Origin of the sequence: Acinetobacter sp. C26M (assembly GCF_023702675.1) — a bacterium.
In the GTDB taxonomy this organism is placed as follows: domain Bacteria; phylum Pseudomonadota; class Gammaproteobacteria; order Pseudomonadales; family Moraxellaceae; genus Acinetobacter.
Window position 1 is genome coordinate 569,327 of the sequence record NZ_CP098478.1, and the last position, 13,201, is coordinate 582,527.

The window sequence follows — 13,201 nt, forward strand, 5'->3', positions numbered from 1 at the left end:
TGGTGATCAAAATCTTTAGTTCAAGGGCAAGCAGCGAAGAAAATTAACTTTTTTGCTGTGCTTCCTGAATTTCATCGAGTAAGCGTAAATAACTATCGAGACGGCGTGGTAAAATTTCACCTGCATCAACCGCTTGTTTCAGCGCACAATTTTTCTCATGGGTGTGGGTACAGTTGCGGAACTGACACAGTCCAAGATGAGCTTCGATCTCAGGAAAACCGATACGAACCTTTTCTAAACTAAGATGCCACAGCCCAAATTCACGGATTCCAGGAGAATCAATCAACGCACCGTTTGTTCCAAATTTAATCAAACGTGTTGATGTTGTGGTGTGTTGCCCCAGTGCCGAGTTCTCAGAAATGACATTGGTCTTCTGGGCAGCATCGGGAACGATGGTATTGATTAATGAACTTTTGCCGACACCTGATTGTCCAACGAAGGCCACTGTTTCATTATCAATGCGATTTGAAAGCACAGATAAGTCACCTTGCGAATGACAAATCAAGGTTTCATAACCTAATGATTCATATTCACTCAGTAAGGTAAGAATCGGGTCATTTTCAGTAAGTAAGTCGGATTTATTCAGCACCAGTAATGCTGGAATATTGGCATCGGCACAGGCCACTAGATAGCGGTCAATCAGTGTGGGTGCTGGTTCTGGTAAAGGTGCAAATACAATCACAATCAAACTGATATTGGCTGCGACGGGTTTCACTTTGTGATAACGATCGGGGCGAGTTAACAACGATTGTCTTGGATAAATCGCGGTGATAATGCCTAAACCTGTAATCGGATCGGCCTGCCATTTAACGCGATCGCCAGTCACCAACAGTTCTAGGTTAGTACGGGTATGACAACGCCAAACGCTGTCGAGTTCGATCGGTTTCCAGAACGGTTCTGGCTCACCTTCAGCGACTTGTGGTTTTTCAGGGTGCTGTTCAGGCACAGATAAAGCTTGTACTTCGAGTTGACGACCATAATGCTGAACAACCAGTCCATCCAGATCTTGCGATGTATCAATGTCGTCTTGACGTGATTTATGCTGTTTCTCAATACGACGCTGCTGTTGTTCGGTTAAACGACGCTTACGAATTAAAGCCATTCATATCCCAAAAAATCCACACTTTGAAGACCGCAAAAATAGCACGAAGCCACTATAGAATTACAGCCAAGATGTAATTAATTTGCTACTATTGATGTTTTTAAGCACTTTAGAATCGCCATCCATGAGTAGCACCCCTGATACACGATTAATTTGGATCGATCTGGAAATGACAGGTCTAGATACTGATAACGACAAGATTATTGAAATTGCAACAATTATTACAGATGACCATTTGAATATCTTGGCTGAGGGACCTGTTTTAGCGGTACATCAATCTGATTTGATTCTAAATGCGATGGATGAGTGGAATACCAAACAACATGGCCAGTCGGGTTTGATTGAGCGAGTACGCCGCAGTAAGTTAAAGGCTCAAGATGCAGAACAGCAAACGCTTGAGTTCTTAAAGAAATGGGTGAGTCCAAAATCATCACCAATGTGTGGTAATTCGATTTGCCAAGATCGTCGTTTCTTGCATCGTTTGATGCCTGAATTGGAACAATTCTTCCATTATCGTAATTTAGATGTCTCTTCAGTGAAAGAGTTAGCGAAACGCTGGAGACCTGAAATTATGAGCGGTTTAAAGAAAAATGCATCACACTTGGCGATGGATGATATCCGTGATTCGATTGCAGAATTGAAATACTACCGCGAATACTTTTTTATTATGAATAACGATAAGTAATCGATTATTGCGTAATACATAAAAGGAGCTTAGGCTCCTTTTTTAATACGTTAAAAAAGTTTGGGCTTGATCAAAAAATCGCTTAAACTCGGCTTTTAATTGCAAACTATAAAAAGAGAGCATACATGCAAAGTACCAACCCTATTTTAACGCGGGTGGAAACCTATCAAGATTTGGCTGAGCCAATGACCATTCAAGGTGCGATTCAAAAATCTGTACTTTTAACCGTGATTGCTGCCGTTTTAGGCATGGGCTTATTTTTCTACTGTGCGATGACAGCGAATCTTTCGATTGCCTATGCTGCTACGATTATTGGAGCAGTAGGTGGTCTAATCCTTGCGTTGATTACCACATTTAAAAGCAATACCGCACCTGCTTTAGCGATTCCTTATGCCCTATTTCAAGGGGCATTTTTAGGTGGCGTATCGTTTATTTTCCAGTTGAAGTATCCGGGTGTTCCTTTACAAGCATTGCTTGCGACTTTCGTGACCACATTGGTTTTATTTGCCTTATATAAATTCCAAGTGATTCGTGCCACTGAAAAGTTTAAAGCAGTTGTGATTTCAGCTTCGATTGCAATTGCCCTAGTATTTGTAGTACAGATCATTTTGCGTTTAGCATTTGGTTCAAGCATTCCTTACATCTTTGAAAGTAACTGGTTAGGTATTGGCTTTGCTGCCTTTGTTGCGGTGATTGCTTCATTAAATCTGATCTTGGACTTTGACTTGATTGAAAATGCAGCTGCACAACGTGCACCAAAAGCATTTGAATGGATCTGTGCCATCGCATTATTGGCAACATTGGTGTGGATGTATTATTCATTCTTGCGTTTACTCAGTCTGCTTCGCGGTGATGACTAAGTCCAAAGTAAGATAAAATATCAATCGTCTTCTCTTGAAGGCGATTTTTTTATGCAAGATTGTAAAAAAGATGGATTATGCAATTCCGCAATGCGCTGATTATTGGCATCATGTGGTGAAAATTTTTCGAGTGAGAATAAGATGTCACAAGGACTTTTAGCTGGTAAACGTTTTTTAATTGCCGGTATTGCAAGTAAATTATCGATTGCTTTCGGTATTGCTTCTGCATTACACCGTGAAGGTGCTGAGCTTGCGTTTACTTATCCAAATGAAAAGCTGAAAAAACGTGTCGATGATTTTGCAGCACAGTTTGGTTCAACACTGGTTTTTCCTTGTGATGTTGCTGTTGACGCAGAAATTGACAATGCTTTTGTTGAATTGGCAAAGCACTGGGACGGTTTAGACGGTGTTGTGCATTCAATCGGTTTTGCACCAGCGCATACGCTTGATGGTGACTTTACTGACGTGACCGACCGTGAAGGTTTTAAAATTGCACATGACATTAGTGCCTATAGCTTTATCGCAATGGCACGTGCGGCTAAACCATTATTGCAAGCGCGCCAAGGTTGTTTATTGACCTTAACTTATCAAGGTTCTGAGCGTGTGATGCCGAACTATAACGTGATGGGTATGGCCAAAGCATCGTTAGAAGCAGGCGTTCGTTATTTAGCATCAAGCTTGGGCGTAGACGGTATTCGTGTGAATGCAATTTCTGCGGGCCCAATCCGTACTTTGGCAGCATCAGGCATCAAGTCTTTCCGTAAAATGTTAGATGCCAATGAAAAGATTGCACCGCTAAAACGTAATGTGACCATTGAAGAAGTGGGCAATGCTGCATTGTTCCTTTGTTCGTCGTGGGCTTCAGGTATTACAGGCGAAATCATGTATGTTGATGGTGGCTTTAATACGGTTGGTATGAGCCAAAGCATGATGGATGATGAATAATTAGATAGATCTAAATTATTTAATAAAGCCGCTTTATAGCGGCTTTGTTTTTTAACAATGTAATGAAATTCTAAAAACTATAACTAACTTTTTAGCAACTACTTGTGCTACTTTTTATTTTATTCATTATTTTACTGAATATGTCTACTGTACTGAGAACTTTAAGTAAAACGGGTAGTTTATTAGTGTACAGTCATGGCATCTAACTCTGCTTGCGTGCTGTATAGTCCTTTATGAGTTCCATTAATGATCGCATTAAGCGATTCTCTTAACTCTTTATATCTGATATCTGTTTCAAAATCAGCTGATGTTAAGTGAGTAAATAGGCTGTAAGGCTTATCTTTAGTTGGTGATTCATTGAGGTAGAAGCCTTCAAAATCAGGGTTATGAACAACTGTTTTGACTCTTCCATTTGTTGCATTAGCTAACGTCCTAATATTTATATTAATTGTCCACATAGCATTAGCTCCCCCATCTTTTCTGAACTTAGTATCTAAATCATGAACTGCAATGGCATTTGCATTGAACTGATTAAATATCTTAATGAATGTTGGGATATTGGCCTTTCCTCTACAATTAATAACACAATAACTCCCCTCTAATCCACTTTTCTCTATGATGTACTGATAAGCTAAGTATTCAGTATCTCCTTCAACTAATATAGCATTTGGGTAAAAAAAGAACTCATTAACCGTCGGACAGCAACGGTTCAGCATCTTTAGATTATCTCTTTCGTCATTGTTAAAATTAGCTTTATCTGTCTGAAAGTAGAAAACCCCTTGCTGATTATTTGAAACTTTAATCAGTGTAGTGTGATCTTGTGTGAGATCAATGAATATTGGCGAATGAGTAGTACATATTACTTGCCATCCATTTAAATCCGCCAGTGCATAAATTGCTTTTCTGGCAGCTCTTATTATTGAAGGGTGAAGATTAATTTCTGGCTCATCAATCAACAGTACTTTGGGTGTTTCATTTTGAATTACTTTTGTACCCTTTTTATACATCCCTTCGCTACACAAAGCATTTACAGCAGACCATAAAAAAGCCCTTTTTATTCCTGTTCCTTGATGCTCCAAAGATGAGGGATGATTATTTGTTTTAACAAAAAACTTACTCCCATCTTTAATGGCATCTTCTGCTTTAAATTTACCCACACCAGTCTCAAAGCTTACAGTAGCGCCTTGAAAAAGTTTATTTAACTCTAACTCTATTTTACTGCTTAATTGGCCTATGCTCCCAGCCAGTTCTTTGTCTACCTCTTTCGCAAGCTTTTCAATTTCTGCGACAATATTGGCAACTTTACTTTTATCTTCTTTTAACTTCTGAGCGGCATTCTTTGATGCCAAATCCTTTACAACTTTCTCCAAGGCATCATAGCCATCATCTGGATTTAGTCTTATAGGGGTTGGCAGTCGGCTCTGCAATAAAGTATCCCATCCACCTGCTCCACCTTTCTTCCAGTCATTGGTCTTATTACTAAAGCTATATTTAACACCATTTACGTCTGGTGTTTCCCAACGAATTTGAAATTTTGCACACTCACCAAACTCAGGATCATTTTGCAAATGCCATTCCTGACCTAAAGTTGTGATGTCATCCTGTGTAACATCATTAAATATACCTGTAATAATCACAGGTGTATTAGTATTTCGACCATGAAAGTGATCCAAACTTAATGAGCTTCCCATTGAAACATAAGCTTCGTATGCATCTAAAATTGTCGACTTACAGCTATTATTAGGACCAACCAAGACGACGATATTATCAATGATTATTTTTATTTCGTCCTTAATACCTTTGAAATTTGAGATTAGTAGTGCAGATAATTTCATAGAAGCATCCTTATTTATTCGGTTTAATAATGGCTATACCGTGACACCTGTCACATAGTAAAAATATAGAACTAATTTGATTATTTATCTTATAGTGAAGCTATATTTTGATCAGAATATAAAATGCTAATATTTACGTCAACACATAAATGATGTGTAACATTATTTAATAAGTATTGTCTTGGTATTCAATTCAATAATGAGCAGTCTATCGAAAATATATTGATAAGAATAATTAAATATTTGTCATCCCATCCTTTATATGCTAATTAATGCGGGTTTTTGTTGAATCGAAAATTCTAAAGAAAATGCCGATAAACATATTATTTTTTAGCTTTCGGGGAAGTTAATCTAAACATGAAGAAAACATATGTAGCTTTAGGACTGGTGATTTTACTTTCACTACAGGGTTGTGCTGCGGTGATGGCGAGTAACCAGCCGCATAAAAAGAATCTGACGGTTTTAGAGGTGGGGAAACATCGAAATTATGTGATTTCTGAATTGGGTGCACCAGTCACCTCAGAAACCGTAAATGGAGAACGTAAAGAGATTTATACCTTCCAACAGGGCTATTCAAAAGGGGCAAGAATCAGTCGTACGCTATGGCATACCACTGCGGATATTGCCACGATTGGGCTATGGGAAGTGATTGGCTCTCCAACTGAGATGTATTTCAATGGCCAGCAGCTTTCATATGAGGTTGTTTTTGATGATCGCGACAACATCAAAACGGCCAAGCTTATTCAGAATTCTACAAAGCCAGTTATAGAGTAAAAGAAAAACAATAGCGCGGGGGCTATTGTCTTGGTAGTTCTTTAACAGGACTTCCACCCATAGCTTGCATTAAGGTCACGTAGGCATTGTATTGATTTTGCTTGGTTTCTACTAAGCTGAGTCGTGCATTACGTGTGGTTTCCTGCGCATCCAATAAGTTCTTTAAAGCAATCGCTCCATTGCGATAACGCACTTCGGTTAAACGTTCAGTCTTATCTGCCAGCTCGACATTACGTTGCTGTAACTGTACTTGCTGATTCAGCTGAGTGCGATTGGATAGCGCATTTTCAACATCGGCAAAAGCTTGGTATAGCGTTTGACGATACTGGGTAATCGCTTTTTCATACTCAAGATCGCTAATCGCAATATCTTTCTTCATATCATTATATTGAAGGAAAGGTAGGCTGAGACTTGCGCCCAGTGTCAAAGCAGGATTCTTTAACAGTTGAGTTAAAGACGTGCTTGAAGAACCAACATTCCCAGTCAAATTGATTGAAGGATAATAGCTGGCTTTGGTCGCATCCTTATTGGCTAAAGTCTTACGCAAGCGTAACTCAGATGCTTGTAGGTCTGGGCGACGCGATAAAATATCAGCAGGGAGCCCGACTGCGATATTCGGCAAGGCATTGCGAGGCAACTGCGCAGGCTCTTGAATATTCAGTTGTTGTACTGGTTCATGCAGCAGGACTGCAAGGGCAGTTCGTGCTTCCACACGCTGCTGCTCAATCTGACTGAGACTGGCTTTTTGGCTTTGTACCGATTGTTCAGCTTGGGTGAGGTCCAAACCAGATACTGCACCTGCTTTATATTGCGACTGTACCAAAGAATAGGTTTTTTGAGTTGAGGCTAAGTTTTGCTGAATGGTTTGATAGCGTTCATTCAAATAACCCAGCTGCCAATATAGTTTGGCTGTTGTGCCAACTAAGCTTTGTGCAGTGGCTTGCAAATCTTGTTCAGTGGCTAAAGCTTCCCATCGGCTTGCTTCGGTTTGGCTGGCAAGCTTGCCAAATAAATCGAGTTCATAGCTAACGCCAACGCTAGTCGATAAACCACGATCAGAGCCATCGCCAGAACGTAGATCATAATTATGACCAGCGGAAACACTAGAGCTGGTTCGAACCCCTTGTTTATTTTCAGCCAGACCTGCTTGTAGTCGGGCTTGTTGCAGGGTGATTCCTGCCACACTTAGGTCACTATTCTTAGCTAGCACTTGATCGACCAATTGATTCAGCTGAGCATCGTTAAATAGCGTCCACCATTGATCGGTTAGATTGATGCTTTTACTTTTTTGTGCATCGTACTGGAACTGTTGCGGCACTTGGACTGTTGGTGCGTTATAAGGTGTTTTGACCACAGCAGAACAGCCAGCTAAGGATGTGCTGAGACAAAGTGCAAGTGCGATTTTATGTTGTTTGAATAACATTGATCGTCATTCCCTTAATAATTTGAATGAGCATGATTATCGAGACAGTGTCTTATCGAGTTCTCATCCATTTTCAGTTTAAGCCTTCGGCTCGACCTACTTTTCTTTCGGGAAAAGTAGGCAAAACCATCGTCATCCGTAAAACCTGTTCTATTTTTTTCATTTATCTAACTTCTCGCAGAAACAATATCTTGTTGATACCACGCAGGTTGCGGATGACATTCCCGAGTATCTTATTTCTGAGATCAATTTTTGCTGATTATTCTCTCGCTAAAGCAGCAACTGGATCGAGTTGTGCCGCATTTCGTGCTGGCAAGAAGCCAAATACAATACCTATCATGCTTGAGCAGACAAAGGCCGCAACAATTGAAGTAGTTGAATAACTCATTTCAATCACGCCTTTGGCAAAGTGCCCGATGATTTGTCCAATGCCTAAAGATAGGAGTACACCCAAGATACCGCCCAATAAACAGACCAGAATCGCTTCAATCAGGAATTGCTGCAAAATATCACTTTGGCGAGCACCAACCGCCATACGTACCCCAATTTCTTGGGTTCGTTCGGTTACAGACACCAGCATAATGTTCATCACGCCAATACCGCCTACGACCAAAGAAATCACGGCAATTGCTGAAATCAGCAAAGTCATGGTTGCAGTGGTCTGCTGGATGGTTTCGCGAATACTGTCTGAGTTTTGGGTAAATACATCCTGCGCACCATGACGTTGTTCAAGTAGCGTCAAGATGGCATTTTCAGCTGCACTGCTTGGATATTCATCTTTGATACGGACAATAATGCTACGCACATTGGATTGTCCTAGCATACGACTCATGACCGTGGAGTAGGGTAGATATACATTTAGACTGTCTGAGCTCATAAAGCCTTGCTGAGCATCAATGACCCCAATAATCCGACTCGGTACGCTACCTAAAAGGATGACTTGACCTACGGGATTGGTGCCATCTGCAAAGAAGGTCTTTTCGGTATTGGTATCAATCACCACATCCTGAGCACGTTCAGTCACACTTTCTTTGTCAAAGGGCTGCCCCGATTTAAAGGTCAGTCCACGGACATAGAAGAAATCAGAACTGACCCCATTTACGGTTGCTGCCGCTTCAGTGTCCTTATAACGCAGGGTTAAACTGGTATTGGCAGAAGGGCTGACACCATCTACATAAGGTTGTTCGGCCAGTGCTTCAGCATCGGCAGGGACCAGTGTTTTGACTTGAGATGCCCGTGAATTATCACCAAAACCACGACCTTGATAGACGGTAATGGTATTGGTACCCAGACTACTGATATTTTCTAAAATTTGTTTCTGTGAACCATTCCCCAGTGCCACCACCGAGACCACGGAGGCAATCCCGATAATAATCCCCAGCATGGTTAAAAAAGTCCGCATGCGGTGTGCATTCATGGCAAGCAATGCCATACGGAACGCTTCGCCGAGACGGTCAAAGAAAGAACGCCAAGCGGAGGTTTTCTTTTGTGGGGTGCGCTGTAGTGTTTGATGTTCGAGTTCAGAATCATCATGTTCAGGCGTATTGGCACGGTCTGAAATAATATTCCCGTCACTGATCTCGATAATACGGGTCGCATTTTTAGCAACATTAAGATCGTGGGTGACCAGAATAATGGTATGACCTTTGGCATTCAGCTCACGCAAAATACGCATTACTTCGATGCCGCTATTTTTATCCAATGCACCTGTTGGCTCATCGGCAAGAATCACATCGCCACCATTCATTAGCGCACGTGCAATCGACACACGTTGTTGCTGACCACCAGATAACTGGCTTGGTCGATGATGTAAACGTTCTTCAAGTCCTAGCTCAGACAACAATTCAGCAGAACGTTCTTGACGAATATGGCTGTCTACGCCAGCATAAATTGCAGGAACTTCAACGTTACCAGAAGCACTGAGATCACCTAGTAAGTGATAACGCTGGAAAATAAAACCAAAATATTCACGGCGTAATTGTGCTAGTTCATCTGGTTCTAGTTGGCGTGTTTCTCGACCATTGACTTTGTAACTCCCTGCGCTGGGCTTATCCAGACAACCCAAGATGTTCATCAGGGTCGATTTGCCTGAACCTGATTGCCCGACAATCGCAACCAATTCACCTGCATAAATTTTTAAATCAATGCCTTTGAGAATCTGTACGGTACCTTCACCCGCAGGAAACTCACGGGTGAGGTCACTGACCTCAAGCAGTGGCTGTGATGAATGTGTTTGATTTTGAGTCATATTACATTCTCATTGCACGTTGATTACTACGTTTTGCCGCTTCATTCGAGCTGTCTGAGGCATCTGCAATCACGACTTGGTCACCTTGTTTCAAGCCTTTCAACACTTGTGCAGTGACACGGTTATTCAGACCAATCAACACTGGTTGTGGTTGAGCTGTACCATCAGCTTGTAGGACACGAACCATGCCTGTTGAGGCTTTACCTTGTGCAACCAGCGCTTTTTCTTCATCGCTTAGTTCAAGACGTTTTGGACGTTGTGCTTTATCAGCATCTGTTTTTTTCGCTTGATCAGCCGATGAATTGCCATTGGCTTGGCTGCCTTTACCACGGTTGCCACGTTGAGTTTGAATGGCAGCAGCAGGCACAGTCAGCGCATTCTTTGCTTCCGAAAGTACAATATAGACTTGCGCCGTCATATCAATACGGAGTTTGCCATCCTCATTCGGTACATCAAACAGTGCATTGTAGTACACCGCAGCATTCGAGGTAGATGAACTGCTGTTACTGGTGGTTTCAGTATTAATTGAATTTGGTGCAGGTTCAACTTGACGTAATTTAGCGTAATGTTTTTTATCGCTATTGCCTAAAGTGGTGAAATAGACGGTTTGTCCTTTTTCAACTTTCATAACATCGGCTTCAGAAATCTGTGCCTTGATGGTCATGGTGTCCAGTTTGGCTAATTTCACGATAGTTGGTGCGGTTTGGTTGGCGTTTACGGTTTGACCTTCTTCCGTCACAATCGCCACAATGGTGCCATCCATCGGTGCAATGATACGGGTATAACCCAAATCTTCTTTGGCAGTTGCAAGTGTTAAGCGAGATTGTTCAATTTGTGCATTGATTGAGGTGATTTGCGCTTGCGCTGTTTTAAAGTTAGCCAATGCTGTTTCAAGTTCAGCACGTGAGGTGGCATCTTGGCTATACATCGCCTGTTGGCGTTTGTATTCAGCTTCTACCTTAGCAAGATTGGCCTGTTGTACTGCCAGCTGAGCTTGTTGATTTTTAATACTGGCATCGGCTGTCTTGAGTTCGTTTTCTTGGCGAATTGAGTCAATTTGCGCAATCAACTGACCTTGTTTGACTTGGTCGCCTAATTGCACATACATTTTTTTCACCTGACCTGATACCTGCGCACCGACACTGACCATTTTGGTTGCTTCGAGTACGCCTGTTGCCAATACTGAATCTTCAATATCGCCACGTGAAACTTCAGCACTAATATACTGTGGGGCCTGAGCTTTAGGTTTAAAGAACATCCATCCAAGTGCTGCAATGATCAGCACCCCGATAGCGATCATGATAATTTTACGAGGCTGGATTTTTTTAGCGTTTGTTTTTGGCATGGCAGCAGGTCAAAAGTGAAAAACTGGACTTAGTATAAAAGTGAAATAAGGATAAAGCGTGAATATTTTTAATCTAGAATGAGAATTATTTGCCTTTTTGTCGATAAGTTATTCTATAAAAATCTGATAAATACTGCGGACTCCTTGTTCGGCAGTTGTTGCGAGCGCGATGCCACCCTGAATGGGAAGGGTGTATTCACGCAGATTGATTCGAATTAGATAAGGGGAAAATCGTTCACTAAAGTAGCGTACCGTTGGAATAGCTGTACCAGCACCCATTTCTATCACCACAGGATGCTGATGATTCTTTAGAAAAGCCTCTAGGCGCTTTGCTTGCTGGGTGTGACGTCTGCTAATCCATGACATATCATCAAACATTAAAATATTTGGTCGGGCTAAACCCTTACAAATTGGGCACTGAGGGAGTTCTCCTAACCATTGGCAGTCTTGATGATTAATCTCTGGTAGCAATTCATTTGCTGACCAAATGGTCTGTGTACAAGCGCCCAGACATTGCAGATGGTGGATTGAACCATGACATTCATAAATTTGATCAGGATTAAACCCCGCTTTTTGAAATTGCCCATCGACATTTGAGGTAAACACAAAAGAGGGTAGTTCTAATATTTCAGCCAATCTCTTCAGTTGTTGAAAACCTTGATGTGGGTTAGTTTGACGATACAATGCCAAGCGGTGCCCATAAAATCCCCAAGCCAAACGTGGATGCCGTTTAAACGCGGCTGGATTGGCAATTTCAGTAAAATCGATACGCTGTTTGCCAAGCTCGGGATAGGCTTGCCACATGCCTTGATTACCGCGGAAATCAGGCAACCCCGAGTCAACGCCCATACCTGCACCTGCACTGATGATCAATGCATCAGCCTGCTTGAATATTATTTTGATTTTTTCAGTTTGGCTCGGGCTTAAATGGAATGACATGCGTTGATCCATTATTTTTATGGTGAGATGGAACTGAGTGGTTTAAGCGGGTTGAGCAAACAGGGTGGTACCACATAGTTCAGCTAAGGCTTGTAGCATCAGATGTTCTGGATTTTCTTTGGACATGCCTTTAATGGCTGCATCAATGCGCAGCAATAACTCAGACCAAGTCAAAAATTGTCTCGGGTTTAAACGACGTAAGGCCTGCTGATATTGCGATACTTTGGTTTTCCAAATCCCAAGTTGAATCGCATTATGTGGTTGTTCAAACAGCTGCATCAATAAGCGCATTTCTTTGCTGAGGGTCCATAAAATCAAACTATCAGGCTCACCTGCAGCGATCAGATACTGATAAATCTTGACTGACTGCGCTAAGTTTCCTGCAAGTAAGGCATCACTTAAATCATAAGTGGTATAGCGCGATTGATCCTGTAAACAGGCATACAGTTGTTCAATCTGAATCTGTTGGATATCTGGGAAGGTGTCTGCAACACGCATTAAACTGTTTTTAGCAGCTAACAAGTTGTGTTCATGATGCTGCATTAACCATTGCCAAGCCTCATTATTCAGCTGGATACCAAGTTTTTCGGCTTCAATACTTAAGATGCGTTGTCGGTCTTGTGGGTAGGTCGCTGTTAGCGCAACCACCACGCCATTGGCTTCGACCACTTGGAAAAAAGCAGACTTTAAGCTACTGCTGTCTTGTTTAGGTAAAACAATCAGCAATAAGTTGTGTTCATTATGTTGAATATAACTTTTAAGCAGCTTTAAGCCATTGGCATCGGGCTTAATATTGCCATGTACTTCAATTGCCAGTTGCTGCGAGAACAGGGACAAGCTGTTGAGTGCATTAAAGACATTCTTCCAGTCATTGACGCTACTGATGTCGTAGCGCTGGCGTTCAACTTCTTGTTGTTGCCAGCTTTTACGAAAGCTATCAAGCAGATTTTGTTCAAGCAAAGGCTCTTGTCCGTGCATGATCCATGCACCACGAGCTTCATTGATACGTTTTAATGCTTGAACATAATCCAGTTTCATAATGACA

General features: G+C 41.6%; 11 protein-coding genes. 4 read left to right on the plus strand and 7 right to left on the minus strand.

Going from position 1 to position 13,201, the window contains the following annotated elements:
• Nucleotides 1–43: 43 nt before the first annotated feature.
• On the minus strand, nucleotides 44–1,102 hold the full coding sequence (gene rsgA / locus NDN11_RS02715; RefSeq protein WP_251110698.1) for a ribosome small subunit-dependent GTPase A: 1,059 nt from the start codon (nucleotides 1,100–1,102) through the stop codon (nucleotides 44–46).
• 124 nt (nucleotides 1,103–1,226) lie between these two features.
• Here rsgA and orn point away from each other — a divergent pair, with 124 nt between their 5' ends.
• The 3 genes from orn to NDN11_RS02730 all read left to right on the plus strand — a co-directional run bounded on the left by orn (nucleotide 1,227) and on the right by NDN11_RS02730 (nucleotide 3,592).
• Complete coding sequence (gene orn, locus NDN11_RS02720; protein ID WP_005184949.1) at nucleotides 1,227–1,787, plus strand: oligoribonuclease; 561 nt, start codon at nucleotides 1,227–1,229, stop codon at nucleotides 1,785–1,787.
• A gap of 125 nt (nucleotides 1,788–1,912) precedes the next feature.
• Nucleotides 1,913–2,647: a Bax inhibitor-1/YccA family protein gene (locus NDN11_RS02725; RefSeq protein WP_251110699.1), complete on the plus strand. Its 735-nt coding sequence runs from the start codon at nucleotides 1,913–1,915 to the stop codon at nucleotides 2,645–2,647.
• Between the two features lie 141 nt (nucleotides 2,648–2,788).
• On the plus strand, nucleotides 2,789–3,592 hold the full coding sequence (locus NDN11_RS02730) for an enoyl-ACP reductase FabI (RefSeq protein WP_251110700.1): 804 nt from the start codon (nucleotides 2,789–2,791) through the stop codon (nucleotides 3,590–3,592).
• A gap of 182 nt (nucleotides 3,593–3,774) precedes the next feature.
• Here NDN11_RS02730 and NDN11_RS02735 read toward each other — a convergent pair whose 3' ends face one another.
• Nucleotides 3,775–5,427, minus strand: coding sequence for an ATP-dependent nuclease (locus tag NDN11_RS02735; protein ID WP_251110701.1), 1,653 nt, complete (start codon nucleotides 5,425–5,427; stop codon nucleotides 3,775–3,777).
• Between the two features lie 357 nt (nucleotides 5,428–5,784).
• Between NDN11_RS02735 and NDN11_RS02740 the strand changes: the two genes are divergently transcribed.
• The gene (locus NDN11_RS02740) at nucleotides 5,785–6,201 is read left to right on the plus strand and encodes a hypothetical protein (protein WP_251110702.1); all 417 of its coding nucleotides are present in this window, start codon (nucleotides 5,785–5,787) and stop codon (nucleotides 6,199–6,201) included.
• Between the two features lie 22 nt (nucleotides 6,202–6,223).
• On the opposite strand, the gene NDN11_RS02745 is transcribed toward NDN11_RS02740, so the two are convergent.
• The 5 genes from NDN11_RS02745 to holA form a co-directional block, all read right to left on the minus strand.
• Nucleotides 6,224–7,624, minus strand: coding sequence for an efflux transporter outer membrane subunit (locus tag NDN11_RS02745; protein ID WP_251110703.1), 1,401 nt, complete (start codon nucleotides 7,622–7,624; stop codon nucleotides 6,224–6,226).
• 259 nt (nucleotides 7,625–7,883) lie between these two features.
• Nucleotides 7,884–9,872 (minus strand): MacB family efflux pump subunit, encoded by a 1,989-nt coding sequence (locus NDN11_RS02750; protein WP_167251297.1) that lies wholly within the window; start codon nucleotides 9,870–9,872, stop codon nucleotides 7,884–7,886.
• Between the two features lies 1 nt (nucleotide 9,873).
• Nucleotides 9,874–11,217, minus strand: a complete 1,344-nt coding sequence (locus NDN11_RS02755; RefSeq protein ID WP_167251295.1) for a MacA family efflux pump subunit — start codon at nucleotides 11,215–11,217, stop codon at nucleotides 9,874–9,876.
• Between the two features lie 108 nt (nucleotides 11,218–11,325).
• Complete coding sequence (locus NDN11_RS02760; protein ID WP_251110704.1) at nucleotides 11,326–12,156, minus strand: SIR2 family NAD-dependent protein deacylase; 831 nt, start codon at nucleotides 12,154–12,156, stop codon at nucleotides 11,326–11,328.
• A 42-nt stretch (nucleotides 12,157–12,198) separates the two neighbouring features.
• Nucleotides 12,199–13,194, minus strand: coding sequence for a DNA polymerase III subunit delta (holA, locus tag NDN11_RS02765; RefSeq protein WP_251110705.1), 996 nt, complete (start codon nucleotides 13,192–13,194; stop codon nucleotides 12,199–12,201).
• Between the last annotated feature and the right edge of the window lie 7 nt (nucleotides 13,195–13,201).

Excerpts from the sequence above, each read along its gene's own strand:
- rsgA (WP_251110698.1), bottom strand. The coding sequence starts at position 1,102 with ATGGCTTTAATTCGTAAGCGTCGTTTAACCGAACAACAGCAGCGTCGT.
- NDN11_RS02760 (WP_251110704.1), bottom strand. The coding sequence starts at position 12,156 with ATGTCATTCCATTTAAGCCCGAGCCAAACTGAAAAAATCAAAATAATA.
- NDN11_RS02725 (WP_251110699.1), top strand. The coding sequence starts at position 1,913 with ATGCAAAGTACCAACCCTATTTTAACGCGGGTGGAAACCTATCAAGAT.
- NDN11_RS02730 (WP_251110700.1), top strand. The coding sequence starts at position 2,789 with ATGTCACAAGGACTTTTAGCTGGTAAACGTTTTTTAATTGCCGGTATT.
- orn (WP_005184949.1), top strand. The coding sequence starts at position 1,227 with ATGAGTAGCACCCCTGATACACGATTAATTTGGATCGATCTGGAAATG.
- NDN11_RS02735 (WP_251110701.1), bottom strand. The coding sequence starts at position 5,427 with ATGAAATTATCTGCACTACTAATCTCAAATTTCAAAGGTATTAAGGAC.
- NDN11_RS02755 (WP_167251295.1), bottom strand. The coding sequence starts at position 11,217 with ATGCCAAAAACAAACGCTAAAAAAATCCAGCCTCGTAAAATTATCATG.
- NDN11_RS02750 (WP_167251297.1), bottom strand. The coding sequence starts at position 9,872 with ATGACTCAAAATCAAACACATTCATCACAGCCACTGCTTGAGGTCAGT.
- NDN11_RS02740 (WP_251110702.1), top strand. The coding sequence starts at position 5,785 with ATGAAGAAAACATATGTAGCTTTAGGACTGGTGATTTTACTTTCACTA.
- NDN11_RS02745 (WP_251110703.1), bottom strand. The coding sequence starts at position 7,624 with ATGTTATTCAAACAACATAAAATCGCACTTGCACTTTGTCTCAGCACA.
- holA (WP_251110705.1), bottom strand. The coding sequence starts at position 13,194 with ATGAAACTGGATTATGTTCAAGCATTAAAACGTATCAATGAAGCTCGT.